The following is a 22,986-nucleotide window of genomic DNA, read 5'->3' as shown; positions in this document are numbered from 1 at the left end:
AAGTGCTGTGCATATGACGTGGCATGCTTCGCATCGGTGCGGTGGATGAGCGCTGCGTGGCCACGAAGAATGGTGTACGTTTCGTGTCTCGCCTGGCTTTCATATCGAACGGATCGCACATGACTCATCAAGCCGATGTCCGCGCGCTCGCCGCGCTCGAATCACGTAACGCGCATGCCGGGGCGTTTCGCCGCCTCTCGCAGGCGCATTGGAGCGACGGTCGTCTGTCGAGCCGCGACAAACATTTGGTCGCTGTGGCGGTGGGGCAGGTGACGCGCTGCGAGTACTGTATCGAGCATCACGCGGAGATCGCGAAGCGCCTGGGTGCGTCGCTCGATGAGTTGCTTGCCGCTTCGTATATCGCTGCGGCGCTAGAGACTTTCGGGCGCGGGGAAGTAAAGATCGATGCCGCCTTCACGTTCGAACAACGCGAGTCGGTGATCAACGGCACGGCTATCGGCGCGGGCCGCGATACGTTCGCAAGCACCGTCTTTCGCGACGATACCTTGCCGCGTGAATTGCGCCTCGTGACCGCCGCCGCTGTCGCGCAAACGCAAAATCACGAGCCGTTGCGGCGGTCGCTGCACGCGCTTGCCATCGAAGCAGGCGTCACATCCGAGGCGCTCGAAGAAGCCTACGCGGTCGCGATCATTCTGCGTGCGGGCGCGGTCTACGCGCATACCTTGCCTATCGCGAGATTGTTCGAAGCGAAGTGATGCAAGCCGGGTCCATTCATCGTGGCCCGGCTTTTCTTCATCCCAAAATAGCTACTAACGGTCTCTCGCCAACAAGTCAGTGAATCGCGCAAAGCCGTGCGAATAGAAAAACAACGCGCTTGGTTCGGAGAGCCTGCAAGTCAGGCGCGATACTCTATGGTTTTTGCGCTCAACGTGACCGAGATGACACCGACTTCGCCTGGCAACGGCTTGGCTTCGGCCAGCAGGTTTATCGTCGTGACCGTGCTCGTGGGTGTGGGCGCGGGCATCGGCGGCATGTTGCTCGCGTTGTTGCTGCACGCCATCCAGCACATCGCGTTCGGCTATAGCCTCGATGCGGTCATCAGCCGGGAGAGCTTTCTCGAAGGCGTGACGGCCGCGCCACCCGAGCGCCGGCTCGTCGTGCTTACGGTGTGCGGTCTCGTTGCGGGAATCGGCTGGTGGTGCGTGTATCGCTTCGGCAAGCCGCTCGTGAGTATCCGCAAGGCCGTCAAATCGGACGATCCGCGTATGCCGGTGATCAGCACGCTCGCGCATACGGTGTTGCAGATCGTCACGGTAGCCATGGGTTCGCCGCTCGGCCGTGAAGTCGCGCCGCGCGAGATCGGTTCGCTGTGGGCGGGATGGCTCGCGCATTACGCGGGACTCACGCCCGCGCAGTCGCGCATCATGGTGGCGTGCGGCGCGGGTGCGGGGCTCGCGGCGGTCTATAACGTGCCGCTCGGCGGCGCGGTGTTCGTGCTCGAAGTGCTGCTCGGCACCTTCGAATGGTCCATCGTCGCGGCGGCGTTCGCGACTTCGGCAATCGGCGCGCTGGTGGCGTGGGTCTGTCTCGGCGATGAACATCAGTATCGGTTGCCCGCGCTCGCCTTCAATGCGCAGATCGTCGTGTGGGCCGTGGTCACGGGGCCGCTTTTCGGCGTCGCTGCCTGGGTGTTCGTGCGGCTGACATCGGCGGCGCGCAATGCCGCACCGCGCGGCAATGCATTGCCGGTGCTCGCACTCATCAACTTCGCGATGATCGGCGCGCTCGCCATGTATTTCCCGCAACTCGTCGGCAACGGCAAGGGGCCGGCGGGCCTGTCGTTCGACAATCAGATGACGCTCGGGCTCGCCGCCGTGCTGCTCGTGCTCAAGGTGATGGTCGAAGTGAGTACGTTGCGCGCGGGCGCGGAGGGCGGTCTGCTCACGCCGGGGCTCACGAATGGCGCGCTGCTGGCCGTGATTCTCGGTAGCGTGTGGAATGTGCTCTGGCCGGGAACGTCGCTTGGCGCGTTCGCTGTGGTGGGGGCGGCGGCGTTCCTGGGGGCATCGATGCAGATGCCGTTGACGGCCATCGTGCTGATGATCGAATTCACGCGTTTCAGCCAGGACTTTTTGATTCCGGCTGCGCTCGGCATTGCGGGTTCGACGGTGGCGTACCGGGCGGTCGAATCCTACGCGGCCCGCGCGGTCGCACGGCCGGAGCAACCGGCCAATGGCGTCGACGGGATCACGCCTTGATACATCGCGGGCTTCGCGCGGCAGCACCGCACGCGGCCGCCGAAGCCCGCGACGACCTCAATCGTCCAGCAGCGAAGCGTCCCGCACCGCGCCCTTATCCGCCGACATCACGAGCTTGGCGTAAGCCTTGAGCGCGGTCGATACCTTGCGCGGACGCGGCGCGGCCGGCTTCCAGCCTCGGGCGTTCTGCTCTTCGCGGCGGCGCGCGAGCTCGTCATCCGACAGCAGCACGTCGATAGTGCGATTCGGAATGTCGATGCGAATCTTGTCGCCATTGCGCACGAGGCCGATAGCGCCGCCCGCCGCCGCTTCGGGCGAGCAATGACCGATGGACAGCCCCGACGTGCCGCCCGAAAAACGCCCGTCCGTGAGAAGCGCGCACGACTTGCCGAGACCCTTGGACTTGATGTAGCTCGTCGGATAAAGCATCTCCTGCATGCCGGGTCCGCCCTTCGGACCTTCGTAGCGCACGATCACCACGTCGCCCGCCTTGACCTTGTCGTTCAGAATGTTTTCGACCGCCTCGTCCTGCGATTCGGTGACATGAGCCGTGCCTTCGAACACCAGAATGCTCTCGTCCACGCCAGCCGTTTTCACCACGCAGCCGTCCAGCGCGATATTGCCCGTGAGCACCGCCAGTCCGCCTTCGCGCGAGAACGCGTGTTCATACGAGCGGATGCAGCCTTCGGCGCGATCCGTATCGAGACTCGGCCAACGCGTGTTCTGGCTGAACGCCACTTGCGTCGGCACGCCTGCGGGACCGGCCATGTAGAAGGTTTTCACGGCATCGTCGGGATTGCGCTTGATGTCCCACTCGTCGAGCGCGTCCTTGAGCGTGTGCGCGTGGACCGTCGGCACGTCGGTATGCAGCTTGCCCGCGCGATCCAGTTCGCCGAGGATAGCCATGATGCCGCCCGCGCGATGCACGTCCTCGATGTGATACTTGTTCGTGTTCGGCGCGACCTTGCACAGTTGCGGCACGACGCGCGAAAGGCGGTCGATGTCCGTCATGGTGAAGTCGATTTCCGCCTCGCGCGCAATGGCCAGCAAGTGCAGGATCGTGTTGGTCGAGCCGCCCATGGCGATGTCGAGCGTCATCGCGTTTTCGAACGCCTTGAAGCCGACCGAGCGTGGCAGCACGCGGTCTTCCTCGTGCTCGTAATACTGCCGCGCCAGACCGACGATACGGCGCCCCGCGCGCTTGAAAAGCTGCTCGCGATCCGCGTGCGTGGCGACCACCGTGCCGTTGCCCGGCAGCGACAGACCGAGCGCTTCGGTCAAGCAGTTCATCGAGTTGGCCGTGAACATGCCCGAGCACGAACCGCACGTCGGGCACGCGGAGCGTTCGACCTCGGCGACATCGGCGTCGGAGTAGGAGGCGTCGGCGGCGATCACCATGGCATCGACCAGATCGAGCTTCTTGAACTCGATTGCCTTGGTCTTCGGATTGGCAAGATGCGTCTTGCCGGCTTCCATCGGTCCGCCGGACACGAAGACAACCGGAATGTTGAGGCGCATGGCGGCCATCAACATGCCCGGCGTGATCTTGTCGCAATTGGAAATGCAGACCATGGCGTCGGCGCAGTGCGCGTTGACCATGTACTCGACCGAATCCGCGATGATTTCGCGGCTCGGCAGCGAATACAGCATGCCGTCGTGACCCATGGCGATGCCGTCATCGACCGCAATGGTGTTGAATTCCTTGGCGACGCCGCCCGCTGCCTCGATCTCGCGCGCGACGAGCTGACCGAGATCTTTCAGGTGGACATGTCCGGGAACGAACTGCGTGAACGAATTGACGACGGCGATGATCGGCTTCGAAAAGTCTTCGTCTTTCATGCCGGTGGCGCGCCACAGCGAGCGCGCTCCCGCCATGTTGCGGCCGGCGGTGGAGGTTTTGGAACGGTATGCGGGCATTGTGATTTCGAGGAGTCGCGGGGAAGAATGCGGGCCAGGGGATGAGCGGCCGGACATGCGCCCGTGCGAACGACCTTTTGAGCTTCGCCGCGGGCGATCCCAATATTATCCCACAGGCCCTGAAACGACCGCTGGATGCGGCTTTGGCGGTTTTATCGCGATACGGGCGGCTGGAGCGGCTGGGGTGGCCGGGGTGGCGTTACCCACATGGCGCTCGGCACGATGAAATACTGCGGCGCATTGCGCGTGGAGAGCGTGCCAGTAACGGCGATAGGGACCCGCACCGGAGGCGGCGGCACGCCAATGAGCTGTATGCGCGGGACCATGAGCCGTCCCAGCGCGTCCTGCGAAAACCGCCTGTCCACGACGCACAGGGGCGGGTCCATTGCGAGCATCCAGGCGGTCCTGACGGAGCCATCGCTCGATTCCACGTCTTCACGCACGGCGGTGCCGAAAAGCGTGATTGCCGTGCCGACCGGATAGCACGCCACGTCGGCCCGGACCGCGCCGGCCCACAACCACAGTGCAACAAACAGGGAGCCGGTCTTCACGGATAAAGTGCGCAACGCGTTGTTCGTTACGCGCGTCGCGGACGCTGCACGCGCGCCATCGGCGTACGTTCGTCCGTCCTTCTCGGCGGCAGCGTATGCGGCTCGCACACAGTGGAGATCGCGTTCTTGTAGATGGCCTGCGAGCCTACCGGCGACTGCACGGCAATGACGTACTGATCGAAAGACTCGATGACGCCGGTGAGTTTTATACCGTTCACGAGAAAAACCCAGACGGTTTTTCGTTCGGCTATCAGGGCATCCAGGAATGCGGATTGAATTTCATGTTCGACTTGTGACATAGCGGCCATCCTCGACTTGCGTTATTCGCCTAAAAATTGTTATCACAGGGGCGTATCTGTGTAGTAAAGCATATGTGCCGGCGCTCATTCCGGGTAAGTCATCGGTACTCCGGTAAGGAGCGCCCTGAGGTCGTCGGTATTAAACGGTTTCGCCAGAACGGTTACACCCAGGCGACGCGCCTCGGCGAGATGATCAGCGTAACCTGTCATAAGCACGACCGCTTGCCGGGGCAAATGTTTTCTTATCCATTCGGCCAGGCAAATTCCGTCGCAGCCCGGCATCTGAATGTCGGACAGTACCAGAGTGAATCGGTTTCCCTCCTTTAATACGCGCATGGCCGCGTCTCCGTCCGACTCGTGGCGCGCGTGCCAGCCGAGCACGTCCAGCACCGCGACGAGTCCCGCAGCCACTTCCTCGTTGTCCTCGACCAGCAGCACGGACGTCTCATTGTCGATCAAAGGCACGCTGACCGGTTCCGCTTCGTCTGCTTCGAGCGGCGCGGCGCCCGTCCAGCGTGGAAGGTAGATGAAAACGGTCGTGCCTTTTCCCCATGTCGTCTCCAGTCGCGCCGTGCCTCCGGCTTGCTCGGCCATGGCCAGTACCTGAGCGAGTCCGAGGCCCGTGCCCGCGCCCGCTGCCTTCGTGGTGAAGAGCGGCTCGAAAGCCTGGTGCGCCACTTCGTCGCTCATGCCGGTTCCGGTGTCGCGGCTTTCGATCACCACGTAATCGCCGGGCGGAACGCTGTAGCGCCGGCTGCTGAACGAGGTATTGCGCGCGGTGACGATGAAATGGCCGCCGCCACGCATCGCGTCTTTCGCATTGACGGCAAGATTGACGAGCGCGGACGTGAGCTCGACAGGATCGACCTTGACCATCCAGAGCGCGTCCGGCGCATCGATTTGCACCGTGATCTTGCTGCTCATGGCCGAATGGAGCAGCGGCTCCGCCTGTTCGAGCCAGCGGTTCAGATTGAGCACGCGCTGTTGCAACGGCTGCTTGCGTGCGACGCTCATCAGCCGGCGAGCCAAGACTCGCGCATTGATGGACGCGCGCTCGACCGCGTTCACCTCGTTCCTGACGCCGATATAGTTCTTGCGCCGCACGAGCTCCATGTTGGCCGTGACGACCATCAGCAGGTTGTTGAAGTCGTGTGCCACGCTCGCCACGAGATTACCGAGCGCGCCCATGCGTTGCAGATGCCGCGTCGCGTCTTCGGCGCGCTGGCGCATCGCCAGTTCGCGGCGCCAGTTGAGCCAAGCCGCTTCTTCCGCCTTGAGGCGGCGCAGCGAAAATACGACGAGAAACCACAGGCAGACGCATGGCACGAGCGCAAGTCCGGCCACCAGCATGTCGTCGTGCCACCAGTCGTGTATCACGTCGCTCATCGCATAACTCGCCGAAACATAGACCGGGTAATTCGATGCCTCGCGAAACGCCATCATGCTCTGGCCGCCATCGAGCGGTGAGTCGCCTCGCAGGGAGCCGATGGACACCTTGCGCGCGAACGCGTTGGCGAGCGGCACATGATGCGTCGGCGCATTCATGAGCTTCGGCGCCGGCAGACGCACGAGAATGCCGCCGTCCTGTCGATACAGACCGAGCGTAAGTCCAGGATTGTCCACGAGAAGCTGGCGATAGAAGTCGAGCAGATAATTCCGGTCGAGCGAAACGACCACCGCGCCGATAAAGCGCCCGTCGCTCGCGGTCCGCGCGACGAGTTCGTTCACGATATCAAGGCCAGCCATCCGGCCGCGCACCGGCATCGACACATACAGCGGTGCGTGAGCGGCGCGCGTGGCCAGAAAGTCGTCCCGGTCGCCTATCGATACGGCAGGCGCGGGCATCTGCTTACTTGTCGCGAGTATCTGGCCGGTTCGTCCAACCACGGAAAGCGCCGCCACGTGCGGCAGCTTGGTGACGAGCGCACTCAGCGTGTCGTGCAACTGCACCTGTTGGGTGCGCAGCGTGGCCTCGTCGGTCGAGCCGATTGCCTCTCCGACACGTGCAAAAAGTTCGCGATTCAGATCGAGAAGGTTGACGAGCTTGCACTCGGCGATCCACGCAAGACGGTCGAGCGCAATCTGCTTTTCGTGAATGGCGCGATCGTACGTAACGTAGCCGTACAATGCCGAGCACAGCAGGGGAACCGTAACGGAGGTGACGAGCGCGGCCATGAGTCGCCGGCGCGCGGTCTGGAAGTCGGGGGTATGTCTCGAAACTTCGTCGGATGCGTCTTTGGAGGACGTGGCGGCGCCGGTCATTGAAGACCTCCGGACGAGCGCACCCGATTAGCCATGTCGGATGGCGGGCCGATATTGGTACGCATGTCACTGTCCTCGGAATAGGCGAAAACTTCGCATTTCAATGCGGCTTTCGCTCTTTTGATCTGACATCCCGAGCCGGTCTCTCAGGTCGGCTCTTGAGCTTCGCCTTTATTTCGCGGCGAGGCTTATTCGTAATCCGTAGCAATCGTCATACCGCGCAAACAGGCACCAGCAGGTCGCATTTGGGCACGCGGCAGTACTTCCCGATAAGAGTAGAGGAACAAGTTGAGCGTTGTCGATCAAAAATTCGTGGCCGGTATCGATGTCGGCGGGACGAAGAAGGGGTTTCATCTGGTCATCGTGAGGGACCGCGGCATCGAATGCGTTTTGACCAGCACGCATCCGCTCGAATTACACGAGCAGTGCCTGCGCTTCGGCGTCGCTGTCGTCGCCATCGATGCCCCTTGTCGTTGGGGAGCGGAAGGCGTTGGGCGCACGGCCGAGCGGCAACTGGCGCGCGAACGCATCTCCTGTTTCTCGACGCCAACGCTCCAACGCGCAGAATCGAATCCGAGCGGGTTCTTCGACTGGATGATCAACGGCGCGCGTGTGTACGATGCATTCGCGAACACTCATCCCATTCTCGAAACGAATCGATACTCGGGCAAGGCAGTCGCCATCGAGACGTTTCCGCACGCGACGACATGTGCGCTCCTTGGGCGCGAAGTCGCGTCGGCGAAGCTGAAGCGCGTGCAGCGCCGACGCCTTCTCGAAGACCTGGGCTTTGAAACGACGCGGCTGAAATCGATCGACTTCGTGGATGCAGCGCTCTGCGCGGTCACGGCGCAGCGCTTTGTCGAAGGCAACACGCGCGCCTTCGGCGACGAGGCCGGAGGCTTTATCGTCGTGCCGGATAAGACGCTCTAGATGGCCACATCCGTCCAGCGTCCGGCGTTCGCGCTTTGCACCGCCGCCGCGACGAAAGCGAGGCCCTTCACGCCGTCGATGACACCCGGGTAGAGCGTCGCTTCGCCGGAGACATCGCGCCCGGCCAATCGGTTGGCGACGCGCTTCGCGAACTCGGTGTACAGATTCGCAAACGCCTCGAAGTAACCTTCGGGATGCCCTATCGCAATGCGTGTCGATTGCTGCGCGCCTTGGCTCGTGGCGGGCCCGAGTCTGCGCGTGATGATCTGTTCGAAGCCATCCTTGCGCCGATGGATCAACCGGTTCGGCTCTTCCTGATGCCATTCCAGGCCGCCCGCGTCGCCATGAATTCGAAAGCTCAGGCCATGCTCGGAACCCGCGGCCGCATTGGTCACGTATAACGAGCCACGCGCGCCGTTGCCGTAGTGCGTCAACGCGCCGACATAGTCGTCCACCTGGCGGCCGGGAATGGCCGAGCCGAGGTCCGCGCAGATTTGCGTGACGTCGAGTCCCGTGACGAAGCCGCCAAGATGAAACGCGTGCGTGCCGATATCCATGAGGACGAGCGACTCGCCACCGCGTTTGCCCTCGGTGCGCCATCCCGAGGGCAAGTCGTGGTCCGCGAAATAGCCCTGGATGTATTGCAGATGCACTTGCCTGATCTCGCCCAGTTCGCCCGCCGCGACCATGTCGCGCGCTTGTCGCACCATCGGGTAACCGGTATAGCAGTAGGTCACGCAGAATTCGGCGTGTGTCTCGGCGACTTTGCGCGCAATGTCCCGCGCGGCGGCGAGCCCGTGCGCGAGCGGCTTGTCGCAGATGATATGGAACCCGCGATCCAGCGCCTGCATGCAGATGTCGTAGTGCGAGTCGTTGGGCGTCATGACGGCGACCACGTCCATCCGGTCGGGACGTTGAGCTTCGGCTTGCAGCATCTCCTGCCACGAGCCATACGCGCGTTCTGCAACGATGCCAAGCGCGATGCCCGCCTCGCGCGAGCGTACGGCGTCCGAAGTCAGCGCGCACGCGACGATCTCGTATTGACCATCGAGCCGCGCCGCGATCCTATGCGTCTCGCCGATTATCGAGCCCGGTCCGCCGCCTACGAGTCCAAGACGGATGCGCCGTCCGATTATGTCGATCGTCATTGTCGAGTCCCGTTGGAAGGTCAAGCGGTGCGCCCGAGCGACGCGTAGTGGGTGAGCGCGTCATCGAACCGTTGCGCGGACCAGGCTTCTTCGATTGCCTGGTTGAACAGATCCTGCTGTGTGGCCGGCGCAAGACCGTTGAGCGGCGGATTGAGATCGAGGTTCGTCGGGAACGCGTAGCCTTCCGCGCAGGAAGCGATGATCGTCCGCGTTTCCGTATTCGTGATGCGTCCTTCGGCACGCATCTCGCGCAGCACGGAATAAAGCGCGGCGCACATGCGGTTGCGGTCGAGCGACTCCATCGCACGTCCATACGCCGACGACACCTGTAGCAGATTCGCCATGCGCTGAACGTCCGTGGTCCGGTTCGAGCCGGCCGCATGAAATAGCGCGGGGCTGAAGAAGATTGCATCGCCCTTTTTCAGCGGCAACTGCACGAAGTTCGCTTCGAAGTAGTCGCGGAAGTCTTGCCGCCGCCACGCGACGTAGCCTTCGGCATAGCGCTGCGAACAGGGCAGCAGCTTGGTGGGACCGCTTTCAACCGGCATGTCGCCATGCGCAACCGCGCCTTGCAAAGTGAGAAACGGCGACATTGCGTGAACGTGCGCGGGAACGCGCTGCGCCTCGTCGACCGTGAGGAAACCGAGGTGGAAGTCGCGATGCGCCTGCTGCGCCGCACCGCCCGGCCGCACGACATTCACTTGCGATGTCATCTGATAACCCGGCCCCAGCCACGCTTCCGATGCAGCCGCGATCACGGGGTTGGCGAAGTATCGAGCGAAGACGGCTGGCGCTTTCATGCAGAGCTTTTCCTGTGCGTTCCAGATGCGGTCGTTCGCTCCGGCCTTGGCGAAGTGGTCCGCCTTGCCGCCGCCCGCAGCGCGTTCCTCGCGAATGATTGCTTCGAAGACTTCGGTAGCTTCGTCGATGGGCGCGGTATCCGCATACGCTTCCCGAAGCACGAAAACACCCGCGCCCTTCGACAGCACGTGCGCCCATTCCGCGAGCAAGGACTGGCGACGCGCGGCATCGCCGAGCACGTTCTCGAGTTCGGGGCACGCATAAACAGGGATGCGCTCGCGCACTTCGGCGCAGTACTCGAGCGCTTCAATGTCATCCGCGGCTTCGACCTGCGCCACGAAGTCGCTCACCGAACAATCCTCTTCCCGATACCAGCCCGACCGCTGCGCCGACGTCATGGTGTCTCCTCCACTCTGGCGACAAGCTTAGTCTTATCGACGCGGGCTGCGTTATCATCGAAACATCAAAAACACATCAAAACGCCGGGACGCGAAGCCATGTCTCACCCGTTTCTGATCAAGGAAATCGCGCTTCAGGCGGGTGTCGGCACCGCCACCGTGGACCGCGCGCTGAACGGGCGGGCGCACGTGCGCGAACATACGCGGCGGCGTATCGAACAGGCGATCAGGGAACTGGAACAGCAGCAATTCCAGCTGGCGACGACGGGCCGCAAGATCGTCGTCGATGTCGTCGTGGAAGCGCCGCGCCGATTCGCCGACGAGATTCGCGAGGCGCTGGAAGCCGAAGTGCCGGGCCTGCATCCGGCCGTGTTCCGTATGCGCTATCTCATGCGCGAAAGCATGGTTGCGTCCGAGGTGGTTCAGGCGCTGCGCGACATCGCGCGCCGGGGCAGTCACGGCGTCTTCCTGAAAGCGCGCGATGTGCCGGAGATTGCGAGCGCGATTGCCGAGCTTCAGTCGTGTGGCATTCCGGTGGTGACGGTTTTCACCGACATCCCGTCGTCTGGCCGAATCACCTACGCGGGCCTCGATAACCGCGCGGCAGGCGCCACGGCGGCGTATCTCATCGGACAGTGGCTGGGTCGGCGGCCGGGCAATGTGCTCGTCACGTTGAGCCACGAACGTTTTCGCGGCGAAGAGGAACGCGAACTGAGCTTCCGGCAGGCACTACGCGCGCGCAACCCGCGGCTCGCCTTGATCGATGCCAGCGGTGGCCACGGTCTCGACGCGGCGACGGAAGAACGCGTGAGGCAGGCTGTCGGCGGTGGCCAAAAAATCGCGGCGGTCTATTCGATCGGCGGCGGCAATGTCGCGATACTCCGAGCGCTCAAAGCATTGGGGCTTCGGCCGAAGTGTTTCGTCGCGCACGATCTGGACCGGGAGAACACGCATCTGCTGCGCGAGGGCGCGATCTCCGCTGTGCTGCACCACGATCTTCGGCAAGACATGCGTTCGGCCTGCCAGCACGTGATGCAGTTTCACAAGCTGCTTCCTGCTTCGGGCGTGGCGCTGTCGTCGTCGGTCGTGGTGGTCACGCCCGAAAACATCCCGGCCTTCGTGGCGTCGCGCTTTTCTGCAAACACGGGCACGCGGCCTAGCGTGTGACCGGGTGAACGCGGTCCTGTCGTGCCGACCTTCTCCTCGATGCCTGACGCGCCTTTTCGCGCGGCGAGTTCGACAGACGCATCATCAAGCGCAGCGCCATCATCGCGCCGACGGTTTCCAGTACGGCGGCTGGCACCCACATGATGAGTCCGCCGAGGCTCTGATCGAGCGCGGGCGGAACGGACGTGAACGCGCGACCGCAAACTTCGAACACTGGGTAGAGATCGCGCGAGCTGAAGGTGATCAACGCACCCGCCAGAATTTGCGGCGTCATGGTGATGACGGGCGACAGCACGCGCAAGCCAGGCCGCGCGCGGCTCGGCGGGCTCGGGCGATGATCGAGGATCATCCACCAGTACATGAGTCCGCTGATCGCGACGGACCAGTTCATGAAGCGATAAATGCGCCAGTCGAGCATCGACACGAATTGGATTGAAGGCAGCAGCCACACGAGCACCGACACGATGAACGCCATGCCGATGACCGTCGGATTCAGCAGTACCGCTCCGAGCAGACGCGCGCCGCGACTGCGTTGCCAGTTCCGTAGCAGGGGCCGCCAGGCGAACGGCAGGCCCGCACGCAGCGCGGCGCCCGGATACGAAGCCATGAGAACGAGCGGCGCCAGATGATGCAGCACGAGATGCTGCAACCGATGCACGAAGAACTGATGCTCGGCGTAGTAGTCCACTTTCGTGTGCAGCGCGACGTAGAAGAGGACGAGTCCGGTCCAAAACGCGATGCGCCGCGCCACGCTCATGCGCGCCTTTCGCGCGCCGCGCGCAAACAGCCCGGCCACGACGATAAACACGGCAACCAGCGCGTACGACGGCTCCCACGGTTCGAGCAAACTGATGAGCGACATAAGAAGACAGGCGAGAGTGCGAGTGTGCAATGGCGTGCATGGTATCAACCGCGCCTTGAATTCTGCTGACCGCCGCCGCATATTCGACGCGAACGCGCCGTATGACATCGATTGCATGCGACGGTAAGTCGCGCCACGCGCCGGCCGAATCCCGCGCGAAAACCCATATCCGCTTAAACTCGTCGGTTGCCGCGACGCACGCCTTCACGTTGCCGACAAAACGGTATTATCGTCGGCGAATCGCTTGCATTCGGCACGCAGAGTTTCTTTTGAAAGCCTTTAGCCTTTAGTCGATGACAGACGAATCTTCCTCGCATCAGGACGTTGCGGCGCTTCAGGCCGAAATCGAGTCCTTGCGTGCGCAACTGAATTCACGCGACAACGCGCACGAACAAGTGCTGTGGCAACTCAGTCGCGATCTATTGGCCGTCGCCGACGAACAAGGCTCGCTCGCGAACGTCAATCCCGCGTGGACGCGCAATCTCGGCTGGTCGCTCGACGAAATCATCGGCCAGAATCTCGGCGAGTTCGTGCATGAGGAAGATCGCGAGGAAACGCTGGATGCACTGCAAAAGCTCGATCGCGACGGTTCCACCGCTGAATTCAAAAGTCGCATGCGCACGGCTTCGGACAGTTATCGTCTGCTGGACGGTCGAGTGGATCGCATGCGCGGACGCATTTTCATCGTGGCGCGCGACATCACGGAACTGCGCGAGCGCGAGATCGCACTGAACGATTCTCGAGACTTCGCGCGGCTTGCGCTGTCGGCGGTCAGCGGCGTGGGCGCGTGGACGTATGAGGTCGCAAGCGACTGCTTCTTCTGCGATGCAGCCGTGTCGGAGCTCTACGGCATCGACGCCAAGGAAGCCGCGCGCGGCATCAGGCGCGAGGGATTTCTCGCGAATGTCCATCCGGACGACCGCGCCGCGTTGCAGTCCACGATGTCGGGCGGCCTCGTGCGCAGCGGCGATCTCGAACTCGAGTACCGCATTCGTCATCCCGACGGTTCTACCCGTTGGGTCTTGTCGCGCGGCAATACGCATTTCAACGACGCAGGCGTGCCGGTGCGGCGCACGGGCGTCGGCATCGACATGACTTCGCAGCGGGACCTCGAACAGCAGCTGCGCCAGAGTCAGAAAATGGAAGCGGTCGGGCATCTGACCGGCGGCATCGCGCACGACTTCAACAACATGCTGCAAGGCGTGATCGGACCGCTCGAACTCATCCGGCATCTCGTCACGAAAGGCAATACCGCTGGCCTCGATCGCTTCATCGAGATGGCGATCTCTTCGGCCAAGCGCGCGGCGGGGCTCACGCATCGTCTGCTGGCGTTTTCGCGCAGGCAGCCGCTCGCGCCGAAGTCGGTGGATATTCGCGAGCTCGTCGTATCGCTCGAAGACCTGATTCAGCAGATGGCGAAGGAGACCATCGCGCTTTCCGTCGTCGCGGATGCCGAGCCGTGCTTCGTGCTCTGCGATACGAACCAGCTCGAAAGCGCCTTGCTCAATCTCGCGATCAACGCGTGCGACGCCATGCCCGACGGCGGGTCGTTGTCCATCGAGACATCGCGCAAGACGATCAGCGAGAAAGAGGCACGCATGCACAAGGATGCGCGCCCTGGACAGTACGTTTGCATCGCGGTCAAGGACACCGGCTCCGGCATGCCGCAATACGTCGTCAATCAGGCGTTCGAGCCGTTCTTTACGACCAAGCCGCTAGGGCAGGGCACGGGCCTCGGACTGTCGATGGTCTATGGCTTCGTCGGCCAGTCCGGCGGCTTCGTGACCATCGATAGCAGCGTCGGCGTCGGCACCGTGGTGCGACTGTTTCTTCCTGAAGAGATGGAACAGGCTGACGCGGCACCGGACGCGTCGGTCCACCGCAAGGAAATCGGCACGGGCGCGGGCGAAACCATCCTCATCGTCGATGACGACGAAACCGTTCGCCAGGTGCTCCAGGATTTATTCGAGCGCCTGGGCTACAGGACGATGACCGCGCACGACGGTCCCTCGGGGCTCGCTGTCTTGCAGAGTAAGACGCCGGTCGACTTGCTGATTACGGACGTGGGCCTGCCTGGCCTAAACGGCAGACAGATGGCCGATGCCGCCCGTATGCATCATCCCGCGTTGCCGGTGTTGTTCATCACGGGCTATGCGCAAGCGGCGACCGCGAACAACTCGCTGGATACAGGCATGCAGATGCTCACCAAGCCGTTTTCGACGGAGGCGCTGCTTGATCGCGTACGCGCCATGCTCGGCGCCTGAACTTGCGAGAAGGCGCGCGAATCTGCTAAAAGCCGCCTCGCAACAAGTGCAGCGACGCCATGCATTGCAACAGCGCACCGCCAGCGAGAAAACACCCGACGACGCTGAGCCGCACGCGCATTCTCCAGTCTCCGACCGATGTGTCACCCATGATTCGGCGCTCCTTTGAGCGGTAAAAGCAATTCCGCGCGACTCCCATTCAAGCGAGCCGCGCGATGAACCTACCCGTGATGCGAAGACTTACACGAAGGCACTGCTCATATTCAGACTGCCGTTGACGCCTGCCGGGAAAAAGCCGCCTTTGTTCACTGCCGCCTTGCTCAGATAAACGATGTTGAGCACATCGTCATACGAGCGGCTGAACGCGATGCCGTTGCTATCGAGCGGGACGATGTTCGAGATTTGCGACGACGCGCCCGCAATACCCTGATCGACATCGCTGGATGAATCGAGCGAATCGCGCGCATCGGAAATGGCTTGCGTCGCGGTCACGAGGCTCGGTGTCTGAATTCCCTTCGTATAGAGCACCGTGCGAACGAGACCCGCGTGATAGGCCTCGGCCGCGAGAATGCCCGCTGCCGCTTCCAGATAGGTCTTGTTCGTGATGAGCGGCGACGCGCCCTTATAAGCGGTCACGCCCACGTCCTCGAATATATAGGCGCCGAGGAGGAAGTTGTTGTCGTTCAGATAAGGGTTGAACGCCGTGCCAGCCGGAGCCAGGCCCGCCGCTTGGGCCGCGAGCGAGAAGGCCCCGTTCGGATCGACACCGCCGACATCGAGCGCGGGCATCGCCACGGCGGATGCGCCTAACGCCGTGCGAAGGAACGCCACGTGCTCCAGTTCATCCTTGGCAATCTCGCGTGCATAAGCGGCGACGACGGGATCGGAGAACTGGACTTGTTGTCCGGCCACGACCTTGCCTGGCGTGCCCACGCCGCTCATGAGATTGGCGGGGAGTCCTGCGCCGGTCGTTGCGTAGGCATAGAACGTTGCTTCGAGATATTCGAGATTCAATGCGAAGTTGAGAATCTCGGCATCGGTTGGGCCGGTTGCGGCATTGGCGTTATCGCCCGAGCCGCCCCCGCAGGCGCCGAGAATCGTGCCGCCGACGAGCCCTAGTCCCAGGCCACCAGCACTCCGAAAGAACTGGCGCCGCTTTTCACGTCGTTCCACTCGACGGTCGAGCACCGATGTCACCGCAATATCTTCGAGCATGTCAGTCTCCTTTATCTCAGGTAGATGGGCGTACATGTTTTCCGCATGGACGAAGGGGCATGCGCCGCGCTTCTCCAACGGACTGTTTCGATGGTGAGCAGACTCGACCGATATGTCTGGCAGCCACGTCGACGGATACGTTGAAGATCGTGCGAAGAGATTCGCGCTGTAACACATGCTTGCATCTATTCGGTGGTTGACGAGTTCTTTACTCGATGCGGGACGAGCATCGGGAAACATGACGGTGCTCGAATAAAGATGTTTTTGCATCCGCAAGACACGCACTTGCGTATAGCGTAAGTGGCGTCAATCGCTCTCTTCAACTTCTTCATCCGACATGCCGTATCTACAGTCTCGCCGCTTATCGCTCAAGCTCGTTTCCTGCTTTGCCGTGTTGTCGGCGCTGACCGCATGCAGTCCCGTCAGGCTCCTGAATGCACTCGTGCCAAGCAATGATTTCGATGTACAACGCGCCGTTCCTTATGCAGAAGGTGACAGGCACGAAGCCGATATCTATGTGCCGCGCGCATCCACGGATAACCCACGCGGCCGGCCGATGGTCGTGTTCTTCTATGGCGGAAGCTGGCAATCGGGAAGCCGTCGTGACTACCTCTTCGTGGGCGAGGCGCTGGCGTCGCGCGGCATCGTCACGGTCATTCCCGATTACCGCTTATATCCGTCCACCCTTTTTCCAGGTTTCGTCGAGGACGCGGCTGCTGCCGTTGCATGGGCGAAGGCGCATGCGAAAGACTACGGCGCAGACCCTGAGCGCATCTTCCTGATGGGACACTCGGCGGGCGCGCATATCGTCATGCTGCTCGTCACGGACAAGCACTATCTGGCCGCCGATGGCGTGGAGACGAGTTCGCTTGCTGGCGCGATAGGGTTGTCCGGTCCATATGATTTCCTGCCCTTGAAGGACGATGCGCTCAGGAGCATCTTTCCCGCGAGTCTCAGAGCGGCGAGCCAGCCGATCAATCATGTAAGCGGCCACGAGCCGCCGCTCTTTCTGGGCGTCGGTTTGTCGGATGTAACGGTCGATCCCGGCAACACGTTCCGGTTCGCGGCGCGTGCCAACGAAGCAGGCGACAGCGTCGAGGTGAAGCAGTACGCGGGCATCAATCACGCGATGATCGTCGGGAGCGTGGGGCGACCGGTGCGCGCGCTGTCGCCGCTCATCAAGGTTGCACCAGTGCTCGACGACGTCACCGCGTTCATCGATCAGACGTCACTCAACGCAAGCCGTGCAGCGTCGGCGAAGTGACGCGCGTCATGTCCTTATGATGCGATGCGGCGAAACGCGCGATCGAACATCAGCCGGTCCATCAGCCAGACGGCGAGCATGGTGAGTCCCATCAACGGGAATACGATGCCAAGCAGCGCGAGTCCGGTCTTCCATGCGCGCATGGGCGGCGCCAGTCGCTCACGCGCCGGTGCGCCGAGCGTGCGTTGCGGACGACGCTTCCACCACATGACGAAGCCGGTGACGGCCATTGCCGCGAGGCCGAGCGAAATCGACGCGCACGCAAGTTGATTCCAAAAGCCGAAGTATCGGCCCATGTGCAGCGACGTGCCGTACGAAACCGCCTGCGCAACTGCGCCATAGTCCCGATAGCGGATGTCCTTGAGCACCGCGCCGCTGTATTGATCCACGTAGAGGGTGCGTTCGAGTTTCGGATCGGCGGGGAACCAGGAGACGGTGTAGACGCCCGTTGCTGTCGATGGCACCACGATGTCATAGCCGCTTCCCACGCCAAGCGATGCCGCGATATCCATCACGCGCTGCAACGGCAGGCGTGCGCCTTCCGCTGCGTGCGACTCGGGAACAGCGGCGTTCGTGACGGCCCACGGTGTTTGCGTCAAGGGTAGATCGCTCATCACCATGCCGGGCATGGAATCGCCGTTGCCGGCGTCGTGACGATGTTCGCCGGCATTGTTCGAAGCGGTCGCGACGCTGGCCTTGCCCGGCACGGATGATTGCAGGGGCAAGCCGCCCCAAGCGCCCGCCGGCGTACCGATATTCGCGCTCGTCGCAAGCGCATTGAAGTTTTTGCCCCACGAGCCCGACCACGGCAAACCCGTGACCACGAAGAACAGCGCGCCGAGCGCAAGCCAAATGCCCATCACCGCATGCACGTTCTTCCACAAGGGCCGGCCTTTAAGCGAGAGCCGCGGCAGCAGCGCATCGCGCGCGGTGGTCTTCGTGCGTGGCCACCATAACGCAACCCCGGTGCCGATCATCACGAGCGTCCAGCATGCGGCGAGTTCCATCAACAGCTCGCCAGCCTTGCCGAGTAACAGTTTGCGATGCACCATGCGATCGAGCTGGATGAACCGGCTCTCGACGCTTAGCGTGCCGAGCACCGCGCCGGTGTACGGATTGAGGTAGACACTTTCCTTTTCGCCGCTCGGCAGCTTGAAGACGAATTCGGCGCTGCGAGAAGGATCGTCGAGAACATGCACTGTCGATATGACCGCGCCATGCGGCACTGCCGCGCGTGCATCGTGCATCAGTTGATCGGGAGGCAAACGTGGCGTGGTTCGCGGTGCAACCACCATTTGTTGTCTGTATAACAACGGCTCGATTTGCGGCTGAAAACAATAGATCGTTCCCGTGATGGCGAGGACGATCAGAAAGGGCATCACGAAGAGCCCCGCGTAAAAGTGCCAGCGCCATAGCGTTCGATAACTGCCTTGGGATGCGCTGGCCGCCTGGGCCGCACTCGAGGCGGCGCTGCTGGTCTTCGCGTGCATTGTGTTTCTCCATGCCACTTTCGGTGGCGTACCGTGGGATCGGGACATCACGATGCGATGCGCGCGCATGCCTGCGCGGCGTTCGGCATCGATCAAGCGGATATCGGCTTCAGGAGAAAGCGGGCGGGGCGCGCGCATGGCGCGAGGTGCGCGGCTCGATGCGTAACGTGCTGATAAAACGCGTGGCGACGAGTTGCGCGATGGCGCGAGCGGTGACCGCAAAGCTCACCGGCAAGCCCGGAATGAAGGGCACATGCGCAAGCAGGCCGCAATAACCGCATGCTTGTCCATCCGGCATCGTGGTGTGCGAGTGAGACGCGTGGTCCGCGTCGTCGCTCATCGATTGCGTTCGTTCCATCGGGCAGTCCGCGTCCATCGTCATGGCCGGCATGCGCGCGGCGACGACGAGTTGCGAAACCGTAGGCGCGAGCGTTGCCATGAGGATCGCAAGCAATCCCAGCAAGCTGCACCATGTCCGAAAGAAACGGCTCTGCATGTCGCGGTGGGTCAATGAAGATGCCTTAGAAAGCGTAGCGCATGCCCGCGAAAATGCTACGTCCTTCGCCCGGATAGAAGATTGCGTTCGAGGTCGTGCGAGCATCGGCGACCGTGCTGATGTCGCTCACGTAACGCTTGTTCGTCAAGTTGCGCGCATCGACGAAAACCGAGAGACCATTGCGAAAATCCATTCCCGCCTGCACGCCGAGGAGCGTGTAACCGGGCACGCGCAAGGTGTTGGCGTCGTCCGCCCATGCGCCCGCCGGAACCCAGTCCACCGATGCCGATATATGAAACCCGTTGGGCCGCGAATAGCCGAGCGCCGCGCGGATCACGTTCACCGGCACGCCTGCGATGCGGCTGGAGCCGTATTGCGGATCGTCCTTGAAACGGAAATCGCTCAGATTCCAGAGCCCGGACAACGTGATCTTGTCGCCCGCGCCGGCATGCGTGATGTCGCGCAGCACATCCACCGATACACCCGCCTCGATGCCCTGCAGCACGGTCTTGTTGGCGTTGAACGTGGAGGCGGGAATGTCGGGATCGGTCGTGTATTGAAGCAGCTGATCGCGCACGAGCGAGCGATATGCGGTCAGGTCCCAACTCACGCGATCGCGCGTGCCGCGCGTGCCGATCTCGAGCGTCCATGCATGTTGCGATGCCAGCGGCGTGAAGCGCGTGGTGTTCGAGAAGGTCTGCGTGAGGTCGGTGAAGTCCGGAACATCCTGGCTGCGCGTGACATCCACGAATGCCTGAATGTCCTTGTTCGGTTGCCACAGCAGGCCGAGCTTCGGATTCACGCCGCTGAAATTCTCGCTCGCCGACTTGTAGTTCGGATCGGCGGCGAGACCGCCATGATCGACATATTTGCGCACGTCGCGCAGCGCCTTGAAGCCAGCCATCACGGCGAAGGTCGGCAGAAAGAAGAGCCGGTCTTCGACATACGCTTCGTAGTTATAGGCGCTTTGCGTCGAGTCGAGCGTTTGCGTGCCGCGCTCGCCCGACACGTTCACGTACTGCCGCGCCTGGGTGTTGCCGCCGAAGAAACGCGCGCCCGCGATCACATCGTTGCGCATGCCGCCCACGTCGATGGTCGCCGTATAACGCGGCGCGAAGCCGTAGGTCCAGCCATCCTGATCGATCACCTGGAAGATCGGGTGATAAAGGCTCTTGTGAATGGCCCACGTGACGAAATCGAGCTGTCCGACATCGAGCTTGACCGTCGTGCGATTGGCAATGCGCTCGGTGCGCGTGTCGCGCGCCTGATCGCCGGCAAGCGCGCTCGCGGAAGCCTTCGTGGGATTGTTCAGGGCATCGCTTAGCGACAGCGTGCCGGGCAGTTGCTGATCGATGATGTACGCGCCGAGATAGAAGCGCGTTTCGACATCGGGCGAAAATTTATAACCGATATTCGCGTTGAACTGCTCGTACTGGCCGCGATCGTGATCGCGATAACCGTCCGCATGATTCACCGAGAAAGTGCCGATGAAGTCCAGCGGCCCGACCACGCGCGAGAACTGCGCGCTGCCCCGGATGGTGCCGTAACTGCCGCCTTCCAGCCGCACGATGTTGGGCGCATCCGCCGTGTAGGCGGTGGGCGTGAGGAAATCGATGGCGCCGCCGAGCGTCGACGAGCCATACGCGAGACCGTTGCCGCCTTTATAGACTTCGGCGGATTGCAGCGCGAGCGGGTCGATCTGGTAGTAGTCGCCGCTGCCATCGGCGAGATTGGTGGGAATGCCGTCCTGAAGAATTTCGAGGCCGCGCGTGTGATAGCCGCGTGCGATGCCCGAGCCGCGAATCGACAAGCGCAACTCTTGTCCGTAGCGCGTCTGCACGAACACGCCGGGCACGTTCTTGAGCACGTCGCGCAACGTGAACGCGTAGGTGTCGCGGTAATCGGCGCTATCCACGAAGCCCACGGAGCCGACGGTCTGATCGAGCGTCTGCTTTTGCTTGACGACAGTTTGCGATGTCAGCGAGTTCGCGGACTGGCCCTGGACGATGACTGCGGGAAGCGTGGCGGTCGCGTCGTCTTGCGGCGTCTGCGCAATGGCGCGCGTCGCGAAGAGCGCCGTCATGCCTGTCATCAGCGCGCCCTTTCTGGCAAGTCGTCTCATGATCGCGTCCCCCGTGCGGAAGACGCGGAAGACGTCCCGGCGGGGACGTGCGTATGACGCGTGGACGGCAAAGCGCCGCCACGTTCGAATGTGGTGAACATGGTTCATCTCCGAGTTCGATTGATCGGGACTCGCACGAACAGATGAACGTGCGAGACCGCGCAACACCTCACGGCGGTGCGGCATTGCGTTGGCGGAACGAAGTCAGATCAGAACGGGAGGCGCGCGCGGTTGCGCGGTGGTGAACGGCTGTGCGGGACGCTCGATCTCGGTCCGTGCGACCGCGATACCGCGTGCTGCGGGAACATCGAGCGCGAAGCTCGCGCTTGCGCCCGGTACGACGGGTGTATGCGCGAAGAAGTGACAATAGCCACACGCTTTGCCGTCGAATTGCGAGAGCGCGTCGGGCGAGTGATGACCGGAAGCAGCATCGCTCGATGCCGCATGTGCCGAACACAATTCGGCGAGCGGGATGCCGTTATGCGTATTGGCGGCAATCAGCTGCGAGACCATCGGCGCGAACGTAATCAGCAGCATTGCAAGCAATGCCAGCAGAGAACCCGTTCGTTGATGAGTGCGGCTGCGCATGGAGGCCCAGGCGGGGAGGCAGATGAAAGTCAGCCGATTATGCCATCCGGCTAACTGTCTTTACACGCCGCTAGCGTGAAAAATTCCCGCTATAAGAAATGCTGCGTGGATCCATGTCGCAGGCTGGATTAGCCGCGCGCGTCGATCCAGTCGCGTGCCCAGATGCGTGAGAAATTCACGGCGTCGGCTTCTTTCGAAAAATAGCCGAGCGAATAAAAACGATACTGCGTGTCGATGGGATCTTCGTCGGAACGCTCGAGGAGGAGATTCGCCGAGAAGCTTTGATCGCGCAAACGGTGCGCGGACGGATATACCGCATAACCGCGGTAGTTTTGAGAATGTGCCATTTTAATTTTAATGAAGAGGCCTTCCGGCAATAAACACGGAAAGTCAGCGGACTAATGCCGCAAAAACGAAAACTGAAGGATGTCAGGCGAATTAGCCTGTTTGATGAACTGCGCGGGAGAAAATCTGGACTGCGAGATTTGGACTGCGAGGCTCAACTAAAACCCAACTGATATAAAAAAGGACCCGGTTTCCCGGGTCCTCACGCTACGAAGCTACTTGGAGCTTACAGCGGCGTGATGTTCGAAGCTTGCATGCCCTTCGGGCCGCGCTTCGTTTCGAAGCTTACCTTCTGTGCTTCGACCAGGGTCTTGAAGCCTTCCGAACGGATTTCGGAAAAATGGGCGAAGAGGTCGTCGCCGCCGTTATCCGGGCTGATAAAGCCGAAGCCCTTGGTGTCGTTAAACCACTTGACGGTACCGGTATCCATGATATTCCTTGGAAAAAATTTGGATGAAAATTGCTTTGAAACAGCGAAGCTGCAAGGAGGGAATGGACAACGAATACCGCGGAAAACGCACTATTGATGAGCAGCAATCAACTTCTTGAACTTCAGAACGGATTATCACAATTCCACATATTTTAGTCAAGTATATATTTGTCACCGTGAATAAAAGGCGGACCGGAGGTCCAAAAACCCGGCTCCGA

General features: G+C 62.0%; 20 protein-coding genes. 6 read left to right on the top strand and 14 right to left on the bottom strand.

From position 1 onward, the window contains the following. The first annotated feature begins 119 nt into the window (after positions 1 to 119). Positions 120 to 716: a carboxymuconolactone decarboxylase family protein gene (locus NCT04_RS32115; protein WP_250469869.1), complete on the top strand. Its 597-nt coding sequence runs from the start codon at positions 120 to 122 to the stop codon at positions 714 to 716. 183 nt (positions 717 to 899) lie between these two features. Beyond that, complete coding sequence (locus NCT04_RS32110; RefSeq protein ID WP_250469868.1) at positions 900 to 2,219, top strand: chloride channel protein; 1,320 nt, start codon at positions 900 to 902, stop codon at positions 2,217 to 2,219. A gap of 57 nt (positions 2,220 to 2,276) precedes the next feature. On the opposite strand, the gene ilvD is transcribed toward NCT04_RS32110, so the two are convergent. From ilvD to NCT04_RS32090, 4 genes are all read right to left on the bottom strand, one after another. Continuing rightward, positions 2,277 to 4,136, bottom strand: coding sequence for a dihydroxy-acid dehydratase (gene ilvD, locus NCT04_RS32105; protein WP_250469867.1), 1,860 nt, complete (start codon positions 4,134 to 4,136; stop codon positions 2,277 to 2,279). 152 nt (positions 4,137 to 4,288) lie between these two features. Continuing rightward, positions 4,289 to 4,702 carry a hypothetical protein gene (locus NCT04_RS32100; protein WP_250469866.1) on the bottom strand — a complete coding sequence of 138 codons (414 nt, stop codon included), beginning with the start codon at positions 4,700 to 4,702 and terminating at the stop codon, positions 4,289 to 4,291. Between the two features lie 11 nt (positions 4,703 to 4,713). After that, positions 4,714 to 4,986, bottom strand: a complete 273-nt coding sequence (gene hfq / locus NCT04_RS32095) for an RNA chaperone Hfq (protein ID WP_244831805.1) — start codon at positions 4,984 to 4,986, stop codon at positions 4,714 to 4,716. An 84-nt stretch (positions 4,987 to 5,070) separates the two neighbouring features. Further along, positions 5,071 to 7,248: a hybrid sensor histidine kinase/response regulator family protein gene (locus NCT04_RS32090; protein WP_250469865.1), complete on the bottom strand. Its 2,178-nt coding sequence runs from the start codon at positions 7,246 to 7,248 to the stop codon at positions 5,071 to 5,073. A 288-nt stretch (positions 7,249 to 7,536) separates the two neighbouring features. Here NCT04_RS32090 and NCT04_RS32085 point away from each other — a divergent pair, with 288 nt between their 5' ends. Continuing rightward, positions 7,537 to 8,178 (top strand): DUF429 domain-containing protein, encoded by a 642-nt coding sequence (locus tag NCT04_RS32085; RefSeq protein ID WP_250469864.1) that lies wholly within the window; start codon positions 7,537 to 7,539, stop codon positions 8,176 to 8,178. Here NCT04_RS32085 and NCT04_RS32080 read toward each other — a convergent pair. Together NCT04_RS32080 and NCT04_RS32075 are read right to left on the bottom strand one after the other, a co-directional pair. Continuing rightward, entirely contained in the window at positions 8,175 to 9,326 is a 1,152-nt protein-coding gene (locus NCT04_RS32080; protein WP_250469863.1) for a Gfo/Idh/MocA family protein, read from the bottom strand. The genes NCT04_RS32085 and NCT04_RS32080 overlap by 4 nt on opposite strands. Before the next feature lie 20 nt (positions 9,327 to 9,346). Continuing rightward, positions 9,347 to 10,525, bottom strand: coding sequence for a phytanoyl-CoA dioxygenase family protein (locus tag NCT04_RS32075; protein WP_250469862.1), 1,179 nt, complete (start codon positions 10,523 to 10,525; stop codon positions 9,347 to 9,349). Between the two features lie 99 nt (positions 10,526 to 10,624). Between NCT04_RS32075 and NCT04_RS32070 the strand changes: the two genes are divergently transcribed. Then, a complete protein-coding gene (locus NCT04_RS32070) occupies positions 10,625 to 11,692 on the top strand; it encodes a LacI family DNA-binding transcriptional regulator (RefSeq protein WP_250469861.1) in 1,068 nt (355 codons plus the stop codon). On the opposite strand, the gene NCT04_RS32065 is transcribed toward NCT04_RS32070, so the two are convergent. Further along, positions 11,682 to 12,554, bottom strand: a complete 873-nt coding sequence (locus tag NCT04_RS32065) for a cytochrome c oxidase assembly protein (protein ID WP_250469860.1) — start codon at positions 12,552 to 12,554, stop codon at positions 11,682 to 11,684. The two genes, NCT04_RS32070 and NCT04_RS32065, sit on opposite strands and share 11 nt — an antisense overlap. A 293-nt stretch (positions 12,555 to 12,847) precedes the next feature. Here NCT04_RS32065 and NCT04_RS32060 point away from each other — a divergent pair, with 293 nt between their 5' ends. Further along, entirely contained in the window at positions 12,848 to 14,818 is a 1,971-nt protein-coding gene (locus tag NCT04_RS32060) for a hybrid sensor histidine kinase/response regulator (protein ID WP_250469859.1), read from the top strand. Between the two features lie 240 nt (positions 14,819 to 15,058). Here the strand turns inward: NCT04_RS32060 and NCT04_RS32055 are convergent, their stop codons facing one another. Further along, positions 15,059 to 16,033 (bottom strand): ferritin-like domain-containing protein, encoded by a 975-nt coding sequence (locus NCT04_RS32055; protein ID WP_244831796.1) that lies wholly within the window; start codon positions 16,031 to 16,033, stop codon positions 15,059 to 15,061. Between the two features lie 442 nt (positions 16,034 to 16,475). Here NCT04_RS32055 and NCT04_RS32050 point away from each other — a divergent pair, with 442 nt between their 5' ends. Continuing rightward, on the top strand, positions 16,476 to 17,297 hold the full coding sequence (locus tag NCT04_RS32050; RefSeq protein ID WP_244831795.1) for an alpha/beta hydrolase: 822 nt from the start codon (positions 16,476 to 16,478) through the stop codon (positions 17,295 to 17,297). A gap of 14 nt (positions 17,298 to 17,311) precedes the next feature. Here NCT04_RS32050 and NCT04_RS32045 read toward each other — a convergent pair whose 3' ends face one another. The 6 genes from NCT04_RS32045 to NCT04_RS32020 all read right to left on the bottom strand — a co-directional run bounded on the left by NCT04_RS32045 (position 17,312) and on the right by NCT04_RS32020 (position 22,768). Then, the gene (locus tag NCT04_RS32045) at positions 17,312 to 18,787 is read right to left on the bottom strand and encodes a PepSY-associated TM helix domain-containing protein (RefSeq protein WP_250469858.1); all 1,476 of its coding nucleotides are present in this window, start codon (positions 18,785 to 18,787) and stop codon (positions 17,312 to 17,314) included. Between the two features lie 109 nt (positions 18,788 to 18,896). Beyond that, positions 18,897 to 19,298 (bottom strand): DUF2946 domain-containing protein, encoded by a 402-nt coding sequence (locus NCT04_RS32040; protein ID WP_250469857.1) that lies wholly within the window; start codon positions 19,296 to 19,298, stop codon positions 18,897 to 18,899. Between the two features lie 10 nt (positions 19,299 to 19,308). Beyond that, positions 19,309 to 21,405, bottom strand: a complete 2,097-nt coding sequence (locus NCT04_RS32035; RefSeq protein ID WP_250469856.1) for a TonB-dependent receptor family protein — start codon at positions 21,403 to 21,405, stop codon at positions 19,309 to 19,311. A 204-nt stretch (positions 21,406 to 21,609) separates the two neighbouring features. Beyond that, the gene (locus NCT04_RS32030) at positions 21,610 to 21,993 is read right to left on the bottom strand and encodes a DUF2946 domain-containing protein (protein WP_284507892.1); all 384 of its coding nucleotides are present in this window, start codon (positions 21,991 to 21,993) and stop codon (positions 21,610 to 21,612) included. A 128-nt stretch (positions 21,994 to 22,121) separates the two neighbouring features. Beyond that, positions 22,122 to 22,340: a hypothetical protein gene (locus NCT04_RS32025; protein WP_250469854.1), complete on the bottom strand. Its 219-nt coding sequence runs from the start codon at positions 22,338 to 22,340 to the stop codon at positions 22,122 to 22,124. A gap of 224 nt (positions 22,341 to 22,564) precedes the next feature. Then, positions 22,565 to 22,768: a cold-shock protein gene (locus NCT04_RS32020; RefSeq protein WP_244831789.1), complete on the bottom strand. Its 204-nt coding sequence runs from the start codon at positions 22,766 to 22,768 to the stop codon at positions 22,565 to 22,567. Positions 22,769 to 22,986 lie beyond the last annotated feature (218 nt).

The organism is Caballeronia sp. GAFFF2 (assembly GCF_023631485.1).
Classification (GTDB): Bacteria; Pseudomonadota; Gammaproteobacteria; order Burkholderiales; family Burkholderiaceae; genus Caballeronia.
Note: the sequence above shows the minus strand (reverse complement) of the source record. Positions and strands in the feature narration are given on the sequence as shown.

Excerpts from the sequence above, each read along its gene's own strand:
- NCT04_RS32115 (WP_250469869.1), top strand. The coding sequence starts at position 120 with ATGACTCATCAAGCCGATGTCCGCGCGCTCGCCGCGCTCGAATCACGT.
- NCT04_RS32110 (WP_250469868.1), top strand. The coding sequence starts at position 900 with ATGACACCGACTTCGCCTGGCAACGGCTTGGCTTCGGCCAGCAGGTTT.
- ilvD (WP_250469867.1), bottom strand. The coding sequence starts at position 4,136 with ATGCCCGCATACCGTTCCAAAACCTCCACCGCCGGCCGCAACATGGCG.
- hfq (WP_244831805.1), bottom strand. The coding sequence starts at position 4,986 with ATGTCACAAGTCGAACATGAAATTCAATCCGCATTCCTGGATGCCCTG.
- NCT04_RS32090 (WP_250469865.1), bottom strand. The coding sequence starts at position 7,248 with ATGACCGGCGCCGCCACGTCCTCCAAAGACGCATCCGACGAAGTTTCG.
- NCT04_RS32080 (WP_250469863.1), bottom strand. The coding sequence starts at position 9,326 with ATGACGATCGACATAATCGGACGGCGCATCCGTCTTGGACTCGTAGGC.
- NCT04_RS32075 (WP_250469862.1), bottom strand. The coding sequence starts at position 10,525 with ATGACGTCGGCGCAGCGGTCGGGCTGGTATCGGGAAGAGGATTGTTCG.
- NCT04_RS32070 (WP_250469861.1), top strand. The coding sequence starts at position 10,625 with ATGTCTCACCCGTTTCTGATCAAGGAAATCGCGCTTCAGGCGGGTGTC.
- NCT04_RS32065 (WP_250469860.1), bottom strand. The coding sequence starts at position 12,554 with ATGTCGCTCATCAGTTTGCTCGAACCGTGGGAGCCGTCGTACGCGCTG.
- NCT04_RS32060 (WP_250469859.1), top strand. The coding sequence starts at position 12,848 with ATGACAGACGAATCTTCCTCGCATCAGGACGTTGCGGCGCTTCAGGCC.
- NCT04_RS32055 (WP_244831796.1), bottom strand. The coding sequence starts at position 16,033 with ATGCTCGAAGATATTGCGGTGACATCGGTGCTCGACCGTCGAGTGGAA.
- NCT04_RS32045 (WP_250469858.1), bottom strand. The coding sequence starts at position 18,787 with ATGCACGCGAAGACCAGCAGCGCCGCCTCGAGTGCGGCCCAGGCGGCC.
- NCT04_RS32035 (WP_250469856.1), bottom strand. The coding sequence starts at position 21,405 with ATGAGACGACTTGCCAGAAAGGGCGCGCTGATGACAGGCATGACGGCG.
- NCT04_RS32030 (WP_284507892.1), bottom strand. The coding sequence starts at position 21,993 with ATGCGCAGCCGCACTCATCAACGAACGGGTTCTCTGCTGGCATTGCTT.
- NCT04_RS32025 (WP_250469854.1), bottom strand. The coding sequence starts at position 22,340 with ATGGCACATTCTCAAAACTACCGCGGTTATGCGGTATATCCGTCCGCG.
- NCT04_RS32020 (WP_244831789.1), bottom strand. The coding sequence starts at position 22,768 with ATGGATACCGGTACCGTCAAGTGGTTTAACGACACCAAGGGCTTCGGC.